Origin of the sequence: Mesorhizobium sp. M0676 (genome assembly GCF_040320535.1) — a bacterium.
Lineage (GTDB): Bacteria > Pseudomonadota > Alphaproteobacteria > Rhizobiales > Rhizobiaceae > Mesorhizobium.
On sequence record NZ_JAMYPU010000017.1, the window covers coordinates 54,634 to 72,490 of the forward strand.

General features: G+C 63.3%; 21 protein-coding genes. 13 read left to right on the top strand and 8 right to left on the bottom strand.

Annotation, left to right across the window (positions count from 1 at the left end; translation table 11 throughout):
- Positions 1 to 62 precede the first annotated feature (62 nt).
- A complete protein-coding gene (locus tag NKI35_RS19510; protein ID WP_023733090.1) occupies positions 63 to 995 on the bottom strand; it encodes an alpha/beta fold hydrolase in 933 nt (310 codons plus the stop codon).
- A gap of 132 nt (positions 996 to 1,127) precedes the next feature.
- On the opposite strand from NKI35_RS19510, the gene NKI35_RS19515 reads away from it, so the two are divergent.
- The 4 genes from NKI35_RS19515 (at position 1,128) to NKI35_RS19530 (ending at position 4,252) form a co-directional block, all read left to right on the top strand.
- Positions 1,128 to 2,015, top strand: coding sequence for an alpha/beta fold hydrolase (locus NKI35_RS19515; protein ID WP_352741273.1), 888 nt, complete (start codon positions 1,128 to 1,130; stop codon positions 2,013 to 2,015).
- Complete coding sequence (locus tag NKI35_RS19520) at positions 2,012 to 2,461, top strand: MarR family winged helix-turn-helix transcriptional regulator (protein WP_023690845.1); 450 nt, start codon at positions 2,012 to 2,014, stop codon at positions 2,459 to 2,461. Before NKI35_RS19515 ends, NKI35_RS19520 begins: the two co-directional genes overlap by 4 nt.
- Before the next feature lie 98 nt (positions 2,462 to 2,559).
- Positions 2,560 to 3,567 (top strand): ribonuclease T2 family protein, encoded by a 1,008-nt coding sequence (locus NKI35_RS19525; protein WP_023753075.1) that lies wholly within the window; start codon positions 2,560 to 2,562, stop codon positions 3,565 to 3,567.
- A gap of 70 nt (positions 3,568 to 3,637) precedes the next feature.
- Complete coding sequence (locus NKI35_RS19530; RefSeq protein ID WP_031194875.1) at positions 3,638 to 4,252, top strand: hypothetical protein; 615 nt, start codon at positions 3,638 to 3,640, stop codon at positions 4,250 to 4,252.
- Positions 4,253 to 4,257: 5 nt separating this feature from the next.
- On the opposite strand, the gene NKI35_RS19535 is transcribed toward NKI35_RS19530, so the two are convergent.
- Positions 4,258 to 5,544, bottom strand: coding sequence for a GGDEF domain-containing protein (locus NKI35_RS19535; protein ID WP_023753074.1), 1,287 nt, complete (start codon positions 5,542 to 5,544; stop codon positions 4,258 to 4,260).
- A 234-nt stretch (positions 5,545 to 5,778) separates the two neighbouring features.
- Here NKI35_RS19535 and ettA point away from each other — a divergent pair, with 234 nt between their 5' ends.
- The 5 genes from ettA (at position 5,779) to NKI35_RS19560 (ending at position 10,038) form a co-directional block, all read left to right on the top strand.
- Complete coding sequence (gene ettA, locus NKI35_RS19540) at positions 5,779 to 7,428, top strand: energy-dependent translational throttle protein EttA (protein ID WP_023668235.1); 1,650 nt, start codon at positions 5,779 to 5,781, stop codon at positions 7,426 to 7,428.
- Positions 7,429 to 7,490: 62 nt separating this feature from the next.
- A complete protein-coding gene (locus NKI35_RS19545; RefSeq protein ID WP_023668236.1) occupies positions 7,491 to 7,739 on the top strand; it encodes a DUF6290 family protein in 249 nt (82 codons plus the stop codon).
- Positions 7,699 to 8,022 carry a type II toxin-antitoxin system RelE family toxin gene (locus tag NKI35_RS19550; protein WP_352741274.1) on the top strand — a complete coding sequence of 108 codons (324 nt, stop codon included), beginning with the start codon at positions 7,699 to 7,701 and terminating at the stop codon, positions 8,020 to 8,022. The genes NKI35_RS19545 and NKI35_RS19550 overlap by 41 nt, the downstream gene beginning before the upstream one ends.
- The gene (gene tam, locus NKI35_RS19555) at positions 7,997 to 8,785 is read left to right on the top strand and encodes a trans-aconitate 2-methyltransferase (protein WP_023690849.1); all 789 of its coding nucleotides are present in this window, start codon (positions 7,997 to 7,999) and stop codon (positions 8,783 to 8,785) included. Before NKI35_RS19550 ends, tam begins: the two co-directional genes overlap by 26 nt.
- 131 nt (positions 8,786 to 8,916) lie before the next feature.
- Positions 8,917 to 10,038 carry a beta-ketoacyl-ACP synthase III gene (locus NKI35_RS19560; RefSeq protein ID WP_023668239.1) on the top strand — a complete coding sequence of 374 codons (1,122 nt, stop codon included), beginning with the start codon at positions 8,917 to 8,919 and terminating at the stop codon, positions 10,036 to 10,038.
- Here NKI35_RS19560 and NKI35_RS19565 read toward each other — a convergent pair whose 3' ends face one another.
- Complete coding sequence (locus NKI35_RS19565; protein ID WP_245260604.1) at positions 10,039 to 10,188, bottom strand: hypothetical protein; 150 nt, start codon at positions 10,186 to 10,188, stop codon at positions 10,039 to 10,041. It abuts the gene before it with no gap.
- Between the two features lie 69 nt (positions 10,189 to 10,257).
- On the opposite strand from NKI35_RS19565, the gene NKI35_RS19570 reads away from it, so the two are divergent.
- Complete coding sequence (locus NKI35_RS19570) at positions 10,258 to 10,875, top strand: MOSC domain-containing protein (protein WP_023746929.1); 618 nt, start codon at positions 10,258 to 10,260, stop codon at positions 10,873 to 10,875.
- Positions 10,876 to 10,934: 59 nt separating this feature from the next.
- Here NKI35_RS19570 and NKI35_RS19575 read toward each other — a convergent pair whose 3' ends face one another.
- Together NKI35_RS19575 and NKI35_RS19580 are read right to left on the bottom strand one after the other, a co-directional pair.
- Positions 10,935 to 11,777: an SDR family oxidoreductase gene (locus tag NKI35_RS19575; protein WP_023690853.1), complete on the bottom strand. Its 843-nt coding sequence runs from the start codon at positions 11,775 to 11,777 to the stop codon at positions 10,935 to 10,937.
- 145 nt (positions 11,778 to 11,922) lie between these two features.
- On the bottom strand, positions 11,923 to 12,885 hold the full coding sequence (locus tag NKI35_RS19580; protein ID WP_352515164.1) for an aminotransferase class IV: 963 nt from the start codon (positions 12,883 to 12,885) through the stop codon (positions 11,923 to 11,925).
- A 152-nt stretch (positions 12,886 to 13,037) separates the two neighbouring features.
- Here NKI35_RS19580 and NKI35_RS19585 point away from each other — a divergent pair, with 152 nt between their 5' ends.
- Positions 13,038 to 13,544 (top strand): hypothetical protein, encoded by a 507-nt coding sequence (locus NKI35_RS19585; RefSeq protein WP_023682159.1) that lies wholly within the window; start codon positions 13,038 to 13,040, stop codon positions 13,542 to 13,544.
- A 6-nt stretch (positions 13,545 to 13,550) separates the two neighbouring features.
- Here NKI35_RS19585 and NKI35_RS19590 read toward each other — a convergent pair whose 3' ends face one another.
- Complete coding sequence (locus NKI35_RS19590) at positions 13,551 to 13,865, bottom strand: DUF2293 domain-containing protein (RefSeq protein WP_023668245.1); 315 nt, start codon at positions 13,863 to 13,865, stop codon at positions 13,551 to 13,553.
- Entirely contained in the window at positions 13,862 to 14,368 is a 507-nt protein-coding gene (gene tsaA, locus NKI35_RS19595) for a tRNA (N6-threonylcarbamoyladenosine(37)-N6)-methyltransferase TrmO (protein ID WP_352515163.1), read from the bottom strand. Before tsaA ends, NKI35_RS19590 begins: the two co-directional genes overlap by 4 nt.
- Positions 14,369 to 14,534: 166 nt before the next feature.
- On the opposite strand from tsaA, the gene NKI35_RS19600 reads away from it, so the two are divergent.
- Together NKI35_RS19600 and metF are read left to right on the top strand one after the other, a co-directional pair.
- Positions 14,535 to 15,557 (top strand): ArsR/SmtB family transcription factor, encoded by a 1,023-nt coding sequence (locus NKI35_RS19600; RefSeq protein ID WP_023688015.1) that lies wholly within the window; start codon positions 14,535 to 14,537, stop codon positions 15,555 to 15,557.
- On the top strand, positions 15,557 to 16,474 hold the full coding sequence (gene metF / locus NKI35_RS19605; RefSeq protein ID WP_352741275.1) for a methylenetetrahydrofolate reductase [NAD(P)H]: 918 nt from the start codon (positions 15,557 to 15,559) through the stop codon (positions 16,472 to 16,474). Before NKI35_RS19600 ends, metF begins: the two co-directional genes overlap by 1 nt.
- 449 nt (positions 16,475 to 16,923) lie before the next feature.
- On the opposite strand, the gene NKI35_RS19610 is transcribed toward metF, so the two are convergent.
- Positions 16,924 to 17,841, bottom strand: a complete 918-nt coding sequence (locus NKI35_RS19610; RefSeq protein ID WP_023733081.1) for a DMT family transporter — start codon at positions 17,839 to 17,841, stop codon at positions 16,924 to 16,926.
- Positions 17,842 to 17,857: the final 16 nt, after the last annotated feature.

Sequence of the window (17,857 nt, forward strand, 5' to 3'; positions counted from 1 at the left end):
GAACCGCAGCCTCTATCAACCCGGGATGCCGCTGTCACGGGCCTTGCGGTGGGCCAGCGATGTCAGCGTTTGAGCACGCTATCGGCCCAGGCAGCGAAATCGTCCATGACGACATCGCGGTTCACCTCGTTCAAGCTTTCGTGGCGGGTGTCGGCGTAAACCTTTGAAACCAGATTCGAAAAGCCCATCGCACGCATGCGCTTGGCGAGATGGTCGATGCCCTTGCCATAGTCGGAGGCCGGATCCTTCTCGCCGCCGACGATGCTGACGGGCAGGTCGCGCCTGATGCCGGCAAAGCCCGCATCCTTGCCGCCTTTCTGCGCCATCTCCACGACATCGCGCCACATCGAGATCGAGGCATCCCAGCCGCACAGCGGGTCGGCAATGTATTTCGCCACTTCTGCCTCGTCGCGCGACAGCCAGTCGAAGAGCGTCTTGTGGCTGGGCACCGCCTTGCCCCAGGCCTGGAAGGTCAGCCTGGGCAAGATGCGTGAGGGGACATCGGAGCCGAGCCTGAAGCGCTCATAAGCGAGGATGGCGAGCGCAAGCCGGCCGAGCAAGCCTTGTGAGAAATTGCCGTTCCAGATCGCCGCGGCGTGAACGCGCGGCGAGTGCGCCAGCAGGTAGTTGAGCGCCACCGACGCACCCATCGAATGGCCGAACAGGATGACCGGCAGGCCGGGCTGCTCCCTTGCGATCAAATCGTGGACGGCATCGACATCGGCGATCACCTTGGCCGGGCCGCCTGTGCCGGCGAACCTGCCGAGCGGGGCATCGGGCGCCTTGGTCGCGCCATGGCCGCGATGGTCGTGGACGTAGACATGAAAGCCGCGGGTGCTGAGGTAATCGGCGAAGCGGGCATAGCGCGCCGCATGTTCGGCCAGGCCGTGATTGACCTGGACTACCGCGCGTGGAGAGCCCCCCGCGTGCTTCACATAGAGGTTGAGCGTGGCCCCGGTCGGAGAGGCCAGCGTCGTCTGCTTGTCAAATGCCATGTCTCGCTCCTCGGCGACTGTTGGGCGACGGCGGGACCGACGTCAAGGGGAGGTCGAAATCAGCCGGGGTCACTATTGACAGCTTGCTGTCAATTTGGTTATATGACAGCATACTGTCAATTGGATCGGAGCATGACCATGAAAACCGTTTCGCGCCGCGCGTTTCTGCTGGCGAGCCTTTCATCCGCAATGCTCCTGCCCGGCATTGCTTCCAGCCAGACCAGGGAGATGACCATGAAGACCTCAACCATTGCCGGCCCGCAGGGCCAGCTTGCCGGCTACGACATCAAATCCGGCGACGGCCTGCCGATCCTGTTCGCGCATGGCGACTGCAGCCGCGCCACACAGTGGAACCGGGTGATGCAGCTCACCGCAGGTGGCCGTGAGGCGGTCGCCTTCGATTTTCGCGGCCATGGCGCATCGGCGCCTGCAGCTGATGCCGACTACGGCTATGACGGCCGTGCCGACGATATCGGTGCGGTGGCCGATGCGTTCGGCCTGAAGCGGTTTGTCCTCGTTGCACATAGCGGCGGCAGTGGGGCCGCGCTCGCCTATGCCGCCGGCCATGCCGACCGTGTTGCCGGCATCCTGCTGGTCGATCCGGCGACCGATCCGCGCGCCCTGCCCAAAGAGATTCGCGACGGGTTCGTGCGCGATCTGGCGGGGCCAAACGGCGGCGGTGTCCTGAGCGCTTATTACACCTCGATCGCCGGCCCCAATGAAGATGTCCGCAAACAGGTCCTCGCCGATGCGGCGGTGGTCGATCCGGCGGCTCGGGCAGGCGTCGGCAAGGCGCTGGCGGAATGGAATCCCGAACCGACGCTCGACGCCTATCGCGGGCCGATCTTCGTGCTGGCCACGGAGGCCAATGACAATGCGGCGGCCCTGTTTCGGCTGCGCAGCGGAATTGGCCACAGAACCGTCGCCGGTTCCGGCCATTGGGTGATGCTTGACAACCCGGAGGCGGTGGCTGAAGCCGTCAACACTTTCGTTTCCACCATCGAGGCCGGCCAGAAATGACAAGCAGGACCGAAGCCGGAGATGTGCTCACCGAACTGGTGCTTGCCGTGTTCCGGCTGAATGGCGGGTTTCTCGACGCGGCCGACCGGCTGGCCGAGCCTGCCGGGTTGACGGCGGCGCGCTGGCAGGTTCTGGGCGCGGTGCTGAAGGAGCCGAAATCGGTGGCCGACATTGCCCGCGACATGGGGCTTGCCCGCCAGAGCGTGCAGCGCCTTGCCGACATTCTGGCCGCCGAAGGGCTTGCCGCCTATGCGGACAACCCGGCGCACCGCCGCGCGAAGCTCCTGGCGATGACCGATGCCGGCCGGGCCGCGATCCGGGATATCGGCACGCGCCAGCATGTCTGGGCCAACCGCATCAGCGAGGGCATCGAGGCTCGCGCGCTCGAGACAGCGCTTGATCTGCTGCGTATGTTGACGAAGCGGGTCGAGGAGGGCGGGGTCTGATCGACCGAGCGATTGTTTTTTGCGGCGGACGAAAGAAATCGTAATTCTGACATGTCGCACGTTTCTAGCTTGCGCTATGAAACGCTAGGAGTGCTGGAATGCGGATATCGGCGATATGGGGTGCGGTGTTGGTGGCGCTGGCCGGTGTCGGCCTAGCGCGCGCCGATGTGAAGATGAGCGGCTCCTTCGTGGCCGATGCGGCTTGCCCGGCGACGCAGGCAATCAAAAGCGGCAAGAACCCCGGCAATATCGCGACAACGGCTGGACAGAGCTACGACCTCCTGGCCGGCAACAAGGATGCGCCGACGCATTACCTCATCCGCGTGCCGGGCGCCGATCCTGAGCGTCGCTGGGTCAAGATCAGCTGCGGTCATGTCACCGGCGGCAGCGCAGCCGCCCTGCCGGCCGCGCCCGCCGATCAGGGCAAGCCTGCGGCTTCGGGAAAACCCGAATATGTTTTCGCGCTGAGCTGGCAGCCGGCCTTCTGCGAAACCAAGTCGAGCAAGCCCGAATGCCAGGCGCAGACGGCGGGCGGCTTCGACGCGTCGCATTTCACCTTGCATGGTCTGTGGCCGCAACCGAACGGCAATTTCTATTGCCAGGTGCCGGCGAGCGACAAGGCCAATGACAATCCGGCCCATTGGGCCGACCTGCCGCCGGTCAACCTCGATGCCAATACGCGCGCCGAACTCGACCAGGTGATGCCTGGCACCGCCTCCAAGCTCGAACGGCATGAATGGATCAAGCACGGCACCTGCTACGGCAAGAGCCAGCAGGAGTATTTTGCCGAGGCGCTGAATCTGATGCGGGCGGTGAATGCCTCGCCTGTGCGCGAGCTCTTCACCAGGAACGTCGGCAAGCAACTGACTTCGGACCAGATCCGCAGCACCTTCGACAGCGCCTTCGGAGCCGGGGCGGGCGCGCGGGTGCGTGTCTCCTGCCTGGTCGATCCGTCGAGCGGCAGGCGGCTGATCGGCGAGCTGACGCTCGGCCTGACCGGCCCGATCGGCCCCGACAGTTCGCTGAGCACTCTCATGCTCGCCTCGGCGCCGACGACCAAGGCGGGCTGTCCGAAGGGCTCGGTCGATGCGGCCGGGTTCCAGTAGGATATCCGTCTGCCGCTTGGCAGTGACGCGGTGATATGGTCTGGATGTGTTTCATTCGGCGGGGGTGGCGATGAGTGGCATGACATCAGGCGCGCTGGCGCGGCTGGCTTTCTGGGCCAGGGGGATGACCGCCATAAAAGACGGCCGCATGGAATGGCCGGGCTTTTCCTATACCGATGCCGAGTGGGCGCGCATGCGCGTGCTTGCCGCGCCGATCGGGGCAAGCCGCTACCAGCTGTTCACTTGGGTCAATGCCGCGATCTTCATCGCCATTGCCGCGCTCGGCATCGTCTGTGTCTTCCTGCCGCTGGCGACACTTTTGTTTCCGGTGCCGGCCGACACCAGCGCGCTCAAATTCTCGGCTCTGCTGGCGGCGTGTGCCTTCCTCATAATCGGGCTTGGCTTGCCGATCTCCATGCGCCTGTCGAGCGCGTTGGCCATCTCCCGGGAGATGCGCGCCGGTCTTGTCGGCGAAGCCGGTGACGAAGCGCTGGCAGCAAAAGTGTCTTGGCAGATCAACCGCATCATGCTGGTCATGTGCGGCCTGCTGGTGCCCGGCATTCTGTTGTTCATCGCTTATGACATCGATGCCAGTCCGATCATCACCGTGCTGAAATGGCTGGCCATCGCGCTGATAGCCGTTTCAGTTGCGGTCGGCGCGTTGCAGCAGCGCAAGCGGAGCTGACAGCCTTATCCGCTGACGCCACGCGTGGGCAATGTCCACGCAGTTAGGTCTTCGGCATCGTCATGCGCTTCGCCGACGACGCGGTCACGCCCGGTGGACTTGGCCCTGTAGAGACGCTCGTCGGCAAGGGCGAAGAGATCGGCAAGCGAGCCTACGGTCTCATCGACAGTGGCGATGCCGGCGCTGACGCTGATGTCGAACCGGTTTACGCACGCTTTGACGGCCTGGCGGAGGTTTTCTCCGAGCAACCTGGCGACCGCATGCGGCTGCGAGCAAAGGATGGCGAACTCCTCGCCGCCGATCCTGAAAACCTGATCTTGTGCGCCGGCCGCCTGGGTCAGCACCTGGGCGATCGATCTCAGCACCCTGTCGCCCTCGGCATGGCCGAAGCGATCGTTGATCGACTTGAAATGGTCGACGTCGACGATCAGCAGGCTGAGCGGTTGGGCAGTGCGCAGGCTGACAGCGACCAGACGTTCGCCGTCGCTGTCAAAGCGTCCCCTGTGCAACAGGCCGGTGAGGCCGTCGCGGCCGACATGTTCGACCAGGGCTTCGTAGCGCTCGCGATAGGTCAAGGTGTCGAAGACGTCGGACAACCCACGTGGTGCCACGACCTGACGCGTTTCGAACCATCTGAGGTAGGCGACAAGCATGGCGCTGTAGGCAAAAGCGGCACCCATCTTGGCGAACCAGCCGCCGAAGAAGACCGCAATCGGCGCGCCGGCGACGAAATGCAGGGCGCTGAAAAATCCGGCCTGGTCGAAGGTGAGCACGCAGGCGACGCAAATCAGGATGCGGGAGAACGGCGCCCTGCGTAGATAACGCCCGAGCTTTTCGTAAAGCAGGATGATCAGGATGGCGTCGATGAAGAGCAGCGTCGTGCCCCACACCATCAGCCAGCCCATCTGGTCGATGAAGCCGATATCGGGAAGCTTGCCGTCGGAAAAGGCTGAAATATCGTGCAGGCGCAGGATCAGGACCAGCCCGATCATCAAAGCGTTGCCGAGCAAAAGGCCATAGATCGGCTGGCGCACCGTGGCCGCATCTTCCTTCATGTAGAGGAGAAGCAGCATCACCAGCTTGCCGGAAAACAGCACCGCCGAGCCTGGCGAGACCATGCCGAAGGGCAGGGCGACATAGAAGACGCTGGCGAGATAGGTTTCGAGGAAATGCATGGCGCCCAGCGCGCAGACGAAGACGCCGAGGCCGATGCGATCCCTGAAGCGGAACAGCGTGACCATGACGCTGAAGTAGACGACCGCTTCGGCAAGGAGCAGGAAACTGTTCAGCACTACCTTCGGTCCGATCTTTACTTTCGATCGCGACAGGTCAGCGATCGATCCTGTTTTGACGCTGAAGGGTTAACCGGGGATTTCAACGCTCCCTACAACCGGCGGAAAACTTAACGTGCGGTGTACACCCGGCTTGAAATGGCAAAAGCGATTGCCGTTCGGCCCGGCATCGCCTACATAGCGGCCAACCTCCATTCAATCCGACATTTCGGTCAATCATCAAGGAAAGCGCGCGTGGCACGCCAGTTCATCTATCACATGGCCGGCCTCAACAAGGCCTATGGCACCAAGAAGGTGCTTGAGAATGTCCATCTCTCCTTCTATCCCGACGCCAAGATCGGCATCCTCGGCCCCAACGGCTCGGGCAAGTCGACGATCCTCAAGATCATGGCCGGGCTCGACAAGGAGTGGAACGGCGAAGCCTGGCTCGCCGAAGGCGCCACCGTAGGCTATCTCGCGCAGGAGCCGGCGCTCGATGCCAACAAGACGGTGTTCGAGAACATCATGGAAGGCGTCGCCGCCAAGACCGCCATCATCGAGCGCTACAACGAATTGATGATGAACTACTCCGACGAGACGGCTGACGAGTCGGCCAAGCTCCAGGACGAGATGGACCGGTTAAACCTGTGGGATCTCGAACAGCAGGTCGAGATGGCGATGGAAGCGCTGGGCTGCCCGCCCAAGGATTCCGAGGTCACCAAGCTTTCGGGCGGTGAGCGCCGCCGCGTCGCGCTCTGCCAGCTGCTGCTGCGTCAGCCCGACCTCTTGCTGCTCGATGAACCGACCAACCATCTCGACGCCGAGACCACGGCGTGGCTGGAAAAACACCTGCGCGCCTATCCCGGCGCGGTGATGATCATCACCCACGATCGCTATTTCCTCGACAATGTCACCGGATGGATTCTCGAGCTCGATCGCGGCCGCGGCATCCCCTATGAGGGCAACTACACCAAGTACCTCGAAGCCAAGGCCAAGCGCCTCAAGCAGGAAGGTCGCGAGGACGACGCCCGCCAGCGCGCCATCGGTCGCGAACGCGAGTGGATCCAGTCCAGCCCGAAAGCCCGCCAGACCAAGTCCAAGGCGCGTATCCAGGCGTTCCAGGACCTGCTGGATGCAGCCGACAAGCGGCGTCCGAGCGATACGCAGATCGTCATTCCGCATGGCGAGCGGCTCGGCAATGTGGTGATCGAGGCGGAAGGCTTGTCGAAGGGCTTTGGCGACACGCTGTTGATCGAGGGTCTGGAATTCAAACTGCCGCCGGGCGGCATCGTTGGCGTTATCGGGCCGAACGGCGCCGGCAAGACGACGCTGTTCCGCATGATCACCGGCCAGGAAACCCCGGATGCCGGCTCTGTCCGCGTCGGCGAGACGGTCAAGCTCGGCTATGTCGATCAGAGCCGCGATGCGCTCGATCCGTCAAAGACGGTGTGGGAGGAGATTTCCGGCGGCGCAGAAGTGGTCAAGCTCGGCAAGTTCGAGGCCAACACGCGCGCCTATTGCGCGTCGTTCAACTTCCGTGGTGGGGACCAGCAGCAGAAGGTCGGCAACCTCTCCGGCGGCCAGCGCAATCGCGTGCATTTGGCAAAGATGCTGAAGACCGGCGGCAATGTGCTGCTGCTCGACGAACCGACCAACGACCTTGACACGGAAACGCTGGCGGCGCTCGAAGACGCGCTGGAAAACTTTGGCGGCTGCGCCGTCATCATCTCGCACGATCGTATGTTCCTCGACCGTCTGGCCACCCACATCCTGGCCTTTGAAGGTGACAGTCATGTCGAATGGTTCGAGGGCAATTTCGAGGATTATGAGCAGGACAAGATCCGCCGGCTCGGCCCCGAGGCCGTCAACCCGCACAGGATGACGTACAAGAGGCTGACGCGGTAGGGCTGCGGCGATCCGTTGCAGGCGGTGTGCGTTTGACCTAAATTGATCGGATGGAGTCGTCCATGATCACAGTCAAACTGCCGCAAAAAGCCGAGAAACTGCTGGCCGAAATGGCCAAGGCCAGCGGTCGCACCGCCGACCAGGTTGCAGCCGAAGCGATCCTCGAGGCCATCGAAGATTGGCACGACGCCGCAATTGCGGACGAACGCCTGAGAGATGATGACGGTGTGCGCATTCCGCTGGATGAAGTGATCCGGAAGCTCGAACGTCGTGAAGCCGAGGAGCGTCGCAAGAAGCCTGCCGCTGAATGACCGGCGTGTCGAGTTCACGCCGCGCGCCGAGAAAGACATCGAACGGCTTTCGACGAAAGATCAACGGCGCATCCTGGAGTTCCTGAATCAGAGAGTTTCAGCGCATCCCAATCCGAGAGCCCTTGCCAAGCGCCTGACGGGCACAAAGGAAGAAGCTTGGCGGTTTCGTGTCGGTGACCACAGGATCATTACTCAGTTCAGGACAGCCGGCTTGTCGTGCTGGTCGTGGAGGTTGGCAACCGTCGTGAGGTTTATCGATGAACAGCACAGCCGCAAAACCTGACTGGTCCGCCGCCCAATATCTGAAATTCGAGGATGAGCGGACGCGGCCCGCGCGCGATCTTGTTGCGCAGGTGCCGGTGGATTTCCCGCGCCGGGTGGTCGACATCGGCTGCGGCCCGGGTAATTCGACCGAGCTGCTGGTCGAGCGCTGGCCGGATGCTGATATCAGCGGCTTCGACACCTCTCCCGACATGATCGAGAAGGCGAAGGCGCGCCTGCCCAGCGTCAATTTCGACCTCGCCGATGTCTCGACATGGCGACCGGCCGAGCCGGTCAACGTCATCTTCGCCAACGCGGTATTCCAGTGGCTGCCCACCCACCCGGTAGTGTTCCAGCGGCTGATGGGCTTTCTCGCCCCCGGTGGCGCGCTCGCCGTCCAGATGCCCGACAATCTGCTTGAGCCGTCGCATCAGGTGATGCGCGAGACGGCCGCCGAAATGCCGTTCGCCGCCAAGATGGCAGGTGCTGCGCGCGGACCGCTGCCGGCGGTGTCGTTCTATTATGATCTCTTGTCGCCGCTCTCCGACCGGGTGGATATCTGGCATACGGCCTACAATCATCCGCTGACCGACGCCGAGGCGATCGTCGAATGGGTGAAGTCGACGGGGCTGAAGCCTTTCCTCGATCCGCTGGACGCCGGCGAGCGCAAAATCTTCCTCGACAGCTACACGGCCAAAATCGCCAAGGCCTATCCGAAGACCGCAAACGGCAAGGTGCTGCTGCGCTTCCCGCGCATTTTCATCGTCGCCAAGCGGGCCGGCTAGCACTCCCGATGACATCCGGCCACAGCCTGTGGTTTAAGCCGGCGTAAACCGGTGGGGTGAGAAAAGTGTTGTGTCGCGCCCCCTGGTCGTTCACATGAGAACGACAACGCCTGCGCATGGACGGACTGGATATGCATCGCGTCATCATCAGCGGCATTGGCGTTGAAATCCCTGAAGCCAAGATCACCAATGAAGAACTGGTCGCCAGCTTCAACGCCTGGGTCGACACCGAGAATGCGCGCCGGCAAGGCACGGATGAGACGCTGCTGCAGAAATCCGACAGCGCCTTCATCGTCCATGCCTCGGGCGTCCAGACCCGCCATGTGATCGAGCGCGAAGGCATTCTCGATCCGACCCGCATGGCGCCGCGCATTCCGGCGCGGCCCGATGATGCGCTGTCGCTGCAGGCCGAGTTTGGAGTGGCCGCGGCCCGGAAGGCGCTCGACCATGCCGGCCTGAAGCCGTCCGACATCGACCTGGTGATCTGCTCGGCCTCGCACCAGCAACGGCCCTATCCGGCGATCGCCATCGAAATGCAGGAGGCGCTGGGCACCAAGGGCGCCGGCTTCGACATGGGGCTTGGTTGTTCATCGGCCGCGGCCGCCTTGCACATTGCGGCCAATCTGGTCCGGGCGGGCGCGCACAAGCGCGTGCTGGTGGTCACGCCGGAGATCATCACCGGCCATCTCAATTTCCGCGACCGGCAGACGCATTTCATCTTCGGCGATGCATCGGTGGCGATGGTGGTCGAGGGGCTGGGCGAGGGCGAGAGGCGGCCGGGGCGTTTCGAGGTGCTGGACACGCGCACCTGGACGCAGATGTCGAACAATATCCGCACCAATCTGGGCTATCACACCCGCACCGCCCAGGACGATCCTTACATGATTAACCTTGAGGGCAATCTGATCAAACAGGTCGGCAACAAGGTGTTCAAGGAAGTCACCGTCGCCGGCCACAAATTCATTGTCGAATTCCTCGCCGAGCACGGGCTGACGCCGCAAGCCATCAGGCGCTTCTGGCTGCATCAGGCCAATGCGCGCATGAACGCCATGATCCTGAAACTGGCCTTCGGCCACGAGGTCGACCACGACCGCGCGCCGATGGTGCTGGAGCGGCTCGGCAACACCGCCGGCGCTGGCGCCATCATCGCGCTGTCGGAAAACCACGCCGACATGAAGCCCGGCGATTTCGGCGTGCTGTGCGCCTTCGGCGCCGGCTATTCGATCGGCGGCGCGCTTTTGCGGATGCTGTAATCAGGCCGGCATGAACGGCACCAGCATCGGTACGCTGCGGGCATAATCGTCATAGGCGTCGCCGAGTTCGCCGCGCAGAAAGCGCTCCTCCAGCCTTGCCTTCATGACGATGCCGATTGACGCCATCAGCCGGTTTGATCGAATCATCATCGCTTTCGACTGGACCCGAGCCCACGGCTACGGCTATTTGCGACGTCATCCTGCAGAAGGAACGAAGCCATGCTGGACCTCTTCCCGGAGTCTGAGAAGCCGGTCGACATCATCCCCGCCAGGAAGCTGTCCGCCAAAGTGGCCGCTTTGTACGTCGCACCGTCGAATCACTTCCAGACGCGCCCGGTGGAAGCATTGCAGCTCGGTTTCGAAGGCATCGACGGCGACTTCCACGCCGGCGCCACCCGTCGTTCGGGCGGTCGCGAACCCTGGTATCCGCGCGGCACCGAAATCCGCAACGAGCGGCAGATATCAATCGTAGCAGCGGATGAACTCGCCGTCATTGCCGAGCGGATGGGGCTGGCCGAGATCAAGCCGGAATGGATCGGCGCCAATCTGCTGATCGAAGGCGTGCCGCATCTCTCGATGCTGCCGTCAGGCACGCTGCTGTTCTTTAGAGGTGGCGTGACGATCAAGGTCGATGCGCAGAACGGGCCTTGCCGGCTTGCTGGACGTTCGATCGCCGAAAACGCCGGGATGGCCGATCGGGAGGCCGGCGCGCTGGCCTTCCCGAAGGCGGCGAAACAGCTGCGCGGCCTCGTTGCCTGGGTCGAGAAACCGGGTCGTATGACAACAGGGGAAGAGATCTCGGTGCGCGTGCCCGAGCAGTGGATTTATCGATCCTAGTACCGGGCTAGGGCACGGGCTGCGCCGCCGGGGCGACGCAGCCGAATTTCAAGACGCGCTCAGGCCGCCTTGCGGTTCTTCTTAGCGCCCTGCGCCTCGACGGAAACGTGGTCCCACTTTTCCCAAAGCGCGATGCGGTTGGCGTATTCCTGCTTGATCATCGGCAGGCCGCCATCGCCGAAGAAGACGCGCAGCGGCGGCTCGGCCGCGTCGACGATTTCAAGCATCGCCGGTCCGGTGGCCTCGGGGTCGCCGGCGACCGAGTTGGCGCGGCGTTCCGCCATCTTGGCGCGGGCCGGCGCGTAAGCCTCGATTGCTTTGGAGACCTTGGCCGAGGCGCCGGACCAATCGGTGGAGAAGCCGCCCGGTTCGACAAGCGTCACATGGATGCCGAATTCGGCGACCTCGATGCTGAGCGACTGGCTGAAGGCTTCGAGCGCCCATTTCGAGGCATGGTAAAGGCCGAGCGAGGCAAAGGCGTTGACGCCGCCGATCGACGAGATCTGGATGATATGGCCGGAGCCCTGCGCCCGCATGATCGGCAAAGCCGCCTGGGTGACCCAGAGCGCGCCGAACACATTGGTTTCGATCTGGTCGCGGGCTTCCTGTTCGCTGACTTCCTCGATGGCGCCGAAATGGCCATAGCCGGCATTGTTGATGACGACGTCGAGCCGGCCAAAGCGCTTGTGCGCCTCGGCGATGGCCGCATCGACAGCCTTCTTGTCGGTGACGTCGAGCTTGATCGCGGCGACATTATCGCCGTATTTCGCGACGAGATCGGCGAGCGTGCCGGCATCGCGCGCGGTTGCGGCGACACGGTCGCCGCGAGCGAGTGCGGCCTCGGCCCAGACTCGGCCAAAGCCTTTCGACGATCCGGTGATGAACCAAACCTTGCTTGTCATGACGTGGAATCCTTGCCCATGCGCGCCGTGAACTGGGAAGCGGAGGCTTCTCCGCTTCCGCGATATACGGTGCGTCGAGCGATTTTCCAGAGGCGAGGGGGAATCTTTTTGGTCACGACATCGTGTGGAGCAGGACCTTCGCCGGTCAGGGATAGCGCACCGGGCTCGACCAGGCCGGGTCGTCATGCTTTTGCCAGTAGAGCGCCATCAAGCGCTTTGTGATCGCGCCTATCTTGCCGTCAGCGACAGCAGCGCCGTCGATCACTGTCACAGGCATGATGCCGCCGGCGGTGGAAGTGATGAAGACTTCGTCGGCAGCCTTCAGCGCGGCAACGCTGACGTCGACGGCCGTGGTGGGAAGCGCTGCCTCGGCGCAGAGGTCGAAGACGGTGCGCCTGGTGATGCCGGGCAGCACGCCGGCGGCTGGCGTCGACAGCCTGCCGTCCTTGACGCAGAACACGTTGAAGCCGGGGCCTTCGGCGACATTGCCGTTGAAGTCGAGAATCAATGCGGTTTCGGCCCCACGGTCATAAGCGTCGTAGAGGCCGCGCACGAGGTCGAGCCAGTGGTAGTTCTTGATCGCCGGATCGATCGAAGCCGGCGGAATGCGCACCTTGTCGCTGATCGCAACATTCAGTCCGCGCCGCAACTGCTCGGCACTGGCGACCGAGCCAAAGGGAACTGCGAAAGCCATGAAGCGGTTGACCGCCTGGCGCGGATCGCGGCTGAAGGTCGGCGAGGCGCCGCGTGTGCACAGCATTTCGACATAGGCGGCGCGATGGCCCGACAGCGCCACGCAATTGTGCAGAATCTCGGCCACACCATCGCGGTCGGACGGGATCGTCATGCGCAGTTTTAGCAAGCCGGCGAAGAAGCGGTCGAGATGCAGGTCGAGTCGGAAGAAGCTCCCGTCCCAGACATGCACGGTGTCGTAGGTGGCGTCGGAATGCAGAAAGCCCCAATCCAGCACCGAGATCTTGGCTTGCGACATCGGCAGATACTGACCATCGAGAAAGGCGATGCCGTCGGGATAGGAATGCGGATCGATATGGCGATCCGACAAAGCCGGCAATGGCACAATGCTACCGGCTGCTGCGCTTCGGTTCATGGCGATTGGTCCCTTCGGCTTGATGCGGCAGATTCAAGCTAGTGGTCCCCTGCAGGCGGCATAGGGCCACCCAACCATCGCTGTTTGTCCTAGGTAGCACATTCGATATGCCCTATGGTCCGGCTTGAAAATATCCGGCCGGGAGGGGCAAAATGGGCAGATCTTTTCGGACCATCAGCTTTGCAATTTTCCTCGTCTTCGTCACTGGCCATGCCTTCGCGCAATGCGCTCGCGAGGGCGAGGCGCTGTGCCAGAACGGCCAGACCTATCGTTGCGAGAAGACGGGCAGCGAGCTGACGCCGATCTTTCAGAACGTGCCTTGCGTGGTCAACGCGGCGGGGCTCAACGGCGTCTGGACCGGCAGCGGTCATCAAAGTCCGGCCGGTGCTGCCGGCGCCGATTGGGCGATCGCAATGACAATCGGCGATGGCGCCGCGTCGATCGACTATCCGTCGCTCGGCTGCGGCGGATCGTTGACCCAGATTTCTCGCGACGACAGTTCGGCGGAATACCGGGAAAACATCAGCTACGGCCAGGACAAGTGCATCGACGGTGGCGGCATCACCGTCCGATTTTTCAAAGGGAACCTGTCCTGGACCTGGGTTGGCCAGGCCGACGGCCAGCCCTACAATGCGGTTGCCGTATTGAAGCGACGGTAGCTGAAGTTATTCCTCTTCGTCCTCTGCATCGAGCAGGCGCGTGGCGCGCCAACGGGTCAGCACCATGTTTGTTTGCTCGATGACGAAGAACCGCGCCGAGTCGCGGTCATAGCCCTCGGCCAGCAGCTTTTCATAGTCGGTATGGCCGTGCCTGATATGGGCGATCGTCGCCAGCCAGACCGCGATGCCCGGCGGCAGCGTCTTCATGTGCACGGCGCCGGCCTCGGTGCGGATTTTCTCCATATCGGCATAGGGCGCCAGGGGCAGCAGTGCGGTCAGCGCCTTGGCGATGGCGCGGCGGCGGCCGGTGGGCGCGCTCATTTTTCGTCACGCCCGGCAATGGTCGCCTCGGGAAAGGCGTCGGTCGAGGCGAAATAGGGCTTGATGTCGATCACCGGGGTGCCGTCGAGCACATCGATGGCGTCGATGGCGATGCCGCCGTGGTCGATGTCGACGGCGATCAGCCTGGCGATATGCAGCCCGACTGGGTTCGGCCGGGCAGGGGAGCGCAGCGAGAAAACCCCTTTCGGTTCAGCCGCATGGCGGGGTTTCTGGACAATCAGTGCCCGCGGCGCGTAATGCAGCCAGGACAGGATGACGATGTGGCTGGCCCGCTCCAGCGCAAGCAGACCGTCGCGATAGGGTGGGTCGATGAGAACGGTGGCCGCCTGTCCGGTCTCGCGGGCGGCGCGCATGTTCTTCGGGCAGCTTTCGCGCGTGGTCCATGGCGAGGCGATGCGGCCGATAAACACGATATGGCCATCCGCCGGCATGTCAGCCGGGTCGGCCTGCAGGAGCTTTTCGCCGTCGCGCGTCTCGAACATGGCTTTCGCCCTAGCACAAGTTTCCAGCCGATCGTCAGGGAAAAGCGGTTCTCTCAGGCGGGGACCATGTGTGCGGCATTTTCTTGTCAGGAAGCGACATAGGCCTTGCTATGCCGCCAAAGCTGACATAAACATATGTTTATATCTTTTCAACGAGAATACGCCAATGCATGTTTCGCTCGATACGATGGTTGATACGTTGAAGGCTGCGGCCGAATCGAGCCGGCTCCGCATCCTGGCGCTGCTGTCGCGCGGCGATCTCACCGTGTCCGACCTCACCGAGATCCTCAGCCAGTCGCAACCGCGGGTGTCGCGGCATTTGAAGCTGCTGCTGGAGGCCGGGTTGATCGGCCGCTACCAGGAGGGCTCCTGGGCCTTCTTCCGGCTGTCGGATACGGATTCTGCGCGCGACTTCGTCATGGGGCTGGTCTCTGGCATTCGCGGCGCCGATCCACAGGTCGAGCGCGATCTCGAGCGGCTGGCGTCGGTCAAGCGCAAGCGCCAGGACCGTGCCGCCGAGTATTTCTCCGAGAACGCCGCCAGCTGGGATCACATCCGCTCGCTGCATGTGCCGGACCGCGCGGTGGAAGCCGCACTCCTCAAGCTGGTCGGCAAGCGGCCGTTCCAGTCGATGCTCGATCTCGGCACCGGCACCGGGCGGCTGCTGGAAATATTTTCGCCGCTCTACCGGCGCGGCGTCGGCATCGACATGTCGCGGGAAATGCTGACGGTGGCGCGGGCCAATCTCGACAAGGCAGGCATCGCCAATGCGCAGGTCCGCCAAGGCGACATTTTCGCGCCGCCGGTCGAGCGCGACGCCTTCGACCTCGTCACCATCCATCAGGTGCTGCACTATCTCGACGATCCGGCACGCGCCATTCGCGAGGCGGCGCGGCTGCTGCGTCCGGCGGGCCGGCTGGTGATCGTCGACTTCGCGCCGCATGCGCTGGAATTCCTGCGCGACCAGCATGCGCATGTCAGGCTGGGCTTTTCCGACCGCCAGATCTCCGAATGGTTTGCCGAGGCCGGGCTCGATCTCGAGGATGCCCAGGAATTCGAGCCGCGCGGCGGCAACGAAGCCAGGCTGACCGTCAAGCTGTGGCTCGGCCGCGACCGCCGCATGCTGATGGCCGAGCCTTCAAATGACACCCAACCCACCAAAGCGTACCCTATGGGGGAAATCGCCTGATGAACCAGTTCCGCTTTTCCCGCCGTCCCGACATTGGCGACAAGGTCCGCGTCTCCTTCGAGTTCTTCCCGCCGAAGACCGACGAGATGGAAGCCAGGCTCTGGGACACCGTCACCAGGCTGGAGCCGCTGAAGCCGAGATTCGTCTCGGTGACCTATGGCGCCGGCGGCTCGACGCGGGAGCGCACGGCGCGCACGGTCAAGCGCATCCTGAACGAGACGGCGCTGACGCCGGCGGCGCACATGACCTGCGTCGACGCCGCCCGCCATGAGGTCGATGCCGTGGTCCGCGAATTCGCCGATATGGGCGTGAAGCGCTTCGTTGCGTTGCGCGGCGATCCGGCGGCGGGTGTCGGTACGGCCTACCGGCCGCATCCCGATGGCTATGCCAATGGCGCCGAACTTGTCGGAGCGCTGAAGGACGCCGGCGATTTCGACATCTCGGTCTCGGCCTATCCCGAAAAGCATCCGGAAAGCCCCGACTTCGCCACCGACTTCGACATGCTGAAGCGCAAGGCCGACAATGGCGCGACGCGGGCGATCACCCAGTTCTTCTTCGACAACGATCTCTACGAGCGTTATGTCGAGAAGGCGCGCCGTGCCGGCATCTACATCCCGATCGTGCCCGGCATCCTGCCGGTGCACAATTTCACCCAGGTCGCCAATTTCTCGGCGCGCTGCGGCGCGCTGGTGCCGGCATGGCTGGCCGAGCGTTTCGAAGGGCTGCACAACGATCCGCAGACGCATGCGCTCGTGGCGTCTGCCGTGGCGGCCGAGCAGGTGCTCGATCTCGTCGAGCGCGGCGTCAGCGACTTCCATTTCTACACCATGAACCGGGCCGACCTGGTGTTTGCCATCTGCCATATGATCGGCATCCGCTCCCACGAAACAGAGGCAGCTGGATCCGCCGTCGCCTGAGCTTCATCGTGGTATGAAATCTGAAATGCAAAAGGCCGGGCGAAACACCCGGCCTTTCGAATTTGTGGGCTATTGCTGCTGTTCTTCCGCTCCGGCGGTTACGGAAGAACACCTATGATAAGGGCGCCAATGAAGGCAAATGCAGCACAGATCATCAATGCGTTGATTGGCCTCGTAAGTCCCATGTCATAGTCTCCTCTTCAAGAGCTATGGGTGGAGTCTAGGGGCATTTGTGCCACAGGCAAGCGGAAAATATGCTGCAATGCGACGCGATTGTGGAATTTGCGACCTGCCACCTGTCGTTAAGCGTTGAAACTCTTCGGCAAAAGCCGCTGGCAGCCTGTGAATAAATTGTGACGCCGCCGTGGCGAAAGCGAGGCATGGCAGCGCTACCAGACCTAAAGCGCGTCGTTGTCCCAAAACCGCTGCGCACTTTTGGTCGACAGGCATTAGCGCCGACCAAACAACCGCCCGTCGATCGTCACCAGGCCAAGCGCGATTAGTGCCATGCCGCAGAACTCAAACAGAGCGAGCCGCTCGCCGAGGAACAGGAGGCCGAGCAGGATGGCGCTGGCCGGGACGATGAGCGTGACCAGCGAGGCGTTGGTGGCGCCGGCCGAGGCGACGACGTTGAAATAGAGGATGTAGGCGAAGGCGGTGGAGAGCAGCGCCAGCGCCAGCACCGCCGTCCAGACCGGCGGCGAGGCCGAGAACAGGCCGGCCGGGCCATAGGTGAGCAGCACCACCGGGATCATGATGATGGTCGACGCCGTCAATTGTCCGGTGGCGATGACCGGCGAGGGCACGCCCTTGAAGCGGCGGGCAATCATCAGCGCGACGGCGTATGACAGCGAGGCGCCGATCAGCGCGAATTTCGCCCAGACCGGGCCGCCGAGCCCGGCCAGCAGGCCGGGGCCGATCATGACAGCGGTGCCGGCGATGCCGAGCCCGATGCCGGCAAGCTTGTTCCAGGAGAGCTTTTCGTCCGCTGTCAGCGCGTTGGCGAGGATCAGCGTCCAGAACGGCGTCGTCGCATTGAGCACCGAGGCGACGCCGGCGCCAAGCGCGGTCTGGCCGGCAAAGATCAGCGAGAACGGGACGACATTGTTGGCGAGCGCCAAAAGGAAAAACAGGCCGGCATGCGGGAAGGCGAGGCGGAAGGACGGACCGCGAATGCCGAGATAGAGCTGCAGTGCAATGGCCGCAATGGCAACGCGAAACAGCACCAGCACCAGCGGGTGCATTTCGGCAACGGCGATGCGGGCAAAGAAGAACGAGCCGCCCCAGATGGCGCCGAGCAGCAGAAGCTGTCCCCAGTCCCTCAGCGTCATCGGTCCGCGCTGCACGGCTGTCGTGGCTATTGCCATCGTGAACGTCCTTCCC

Bases quoted from the DNA above. Each gene is read 5' to 3' on its own strand.
- NKI35_RS19600 (WP_023688015.1), top strand. From the start codon at position 14,535: ATGCATGTTTCGCTCGATACGATGGTTGATACGTTGAAGGCTGCGGCC.
- NKI35_RS19545 (WP_023668236.1), top strand. From the start codon at position 7,491: ATGATCACAGTCAAACTGCCGCAAAAAGCCGAGAAACTGCTGGCCGAA.
- NKI35_RS19580 (WP_352515164.1), bottom strand. From the start codon at position 12,885: ATGAACCGAAGCGCAGCAGCCGGTAGCATTGTGCCATTGCCGGCTTTG.
- NKI35_RS19590 (WP_023668245.1), bottom strand. From the start codon at position 13,865: ATGAGCGCGCCCACCGGCCGCCGCCGCGCCATCGCCAAGGCGCTGACC.
- NKI35_RS19585 (WP_023682159.1), top strand. From the start codon at position 13,038: ATGGGCAGATCTTTTCGGACCATCAGCTTTGCAATTTTCCTCGTCTTC.
- NKI35_RS19525 (WP_023753075.1), top strand. From the start codon at position 2,560: ATGCGGATATCGGCGATATGGGGTGCGGTGTTGGTGGCGCTGGCCGGT.
- metF (WP_352741275.1), top strand. From the start codon at position 15,557: ATGAACCAGTTCCGCTTTTCCCGCCGTCCCGACATTGGCGACAAGGTC.
- NKI35_RS19610 (WP_023733081.1), bottom strand. From the start codon at position 17,841: ATGGCAATAGCCACGACAGCCGTGCAGCGCGGACCGATGACGCTGAGG.
- NKI35_RS19560 (WP_023668239.1), top strand. From the start codon at position 8,917: ATGCATCGCGTCATCATCAGCGGCATTGGCGTTGAAATCCCTGAAGCC.
- NKI35_RS19530 (WP_031194875.1), top strand. From the start codon at position 3,638: ATGAGTGGCATGACATCAGGCGCGCTGGCGCGGCTGGCTTTCTGGGCC.
- NKI35_RS19515 (WP_352741273.1), top strand. From the start codon at position 1,128: ATGACCATGAAAACCGTTTCGCGCCGCGCGTTTCTGCTGGCGAGCCTT.
- NKI35_RS19510 (WP_023733090.1), bottom strand. From the start codon at position 995: ATGGCATTTGACAAGCAGACGACGCTGGCCTCTCCGACCGGGGCCACG.
- tsaA (WP_352515163.1), bottom strand. From the start codon at position 14,368: ATGTTCGAGACGCGCGACGGCGAAAAGCTCCTGCAGGCCGACCCGGCT.
- NKI35_RS19570 (WP_023746929.1), top strand. From the start codon at position 10,258: ATGCTGGACCTCTTCCCGGAGTCTGAGAAGCCGGTCGACATCATCCCC.
- NKI35_RS19520 (WP_023690845.1), top strand. From the start codon at position 2,012: ATGACAAGCAGGACCGAAGCCGGAGATGTGCTCACCGAACTGGTGCTT.
- tam (WP_023690849.1), top strand. From the start codon at position 7,997: ATGAACAGCACAGCCGCAAAACCTGACTGGTCCGCCGCCCAATATCTG.
- NKI35_RS19575 (WP_023690853.1), bottom strand. From the start codon at position 11,777: ATGACAAGCAAGGTTTGGTTCATCACCGGATCGTCGAAAGGCTTTGGC.
- NKI35_RS19565 (WP_245260604.1), bottom strand. From the start codon at position 10,188: ATGATGATTCGATCAAACCGGCTGATGGCGTCAATCGGCATCGTCATG.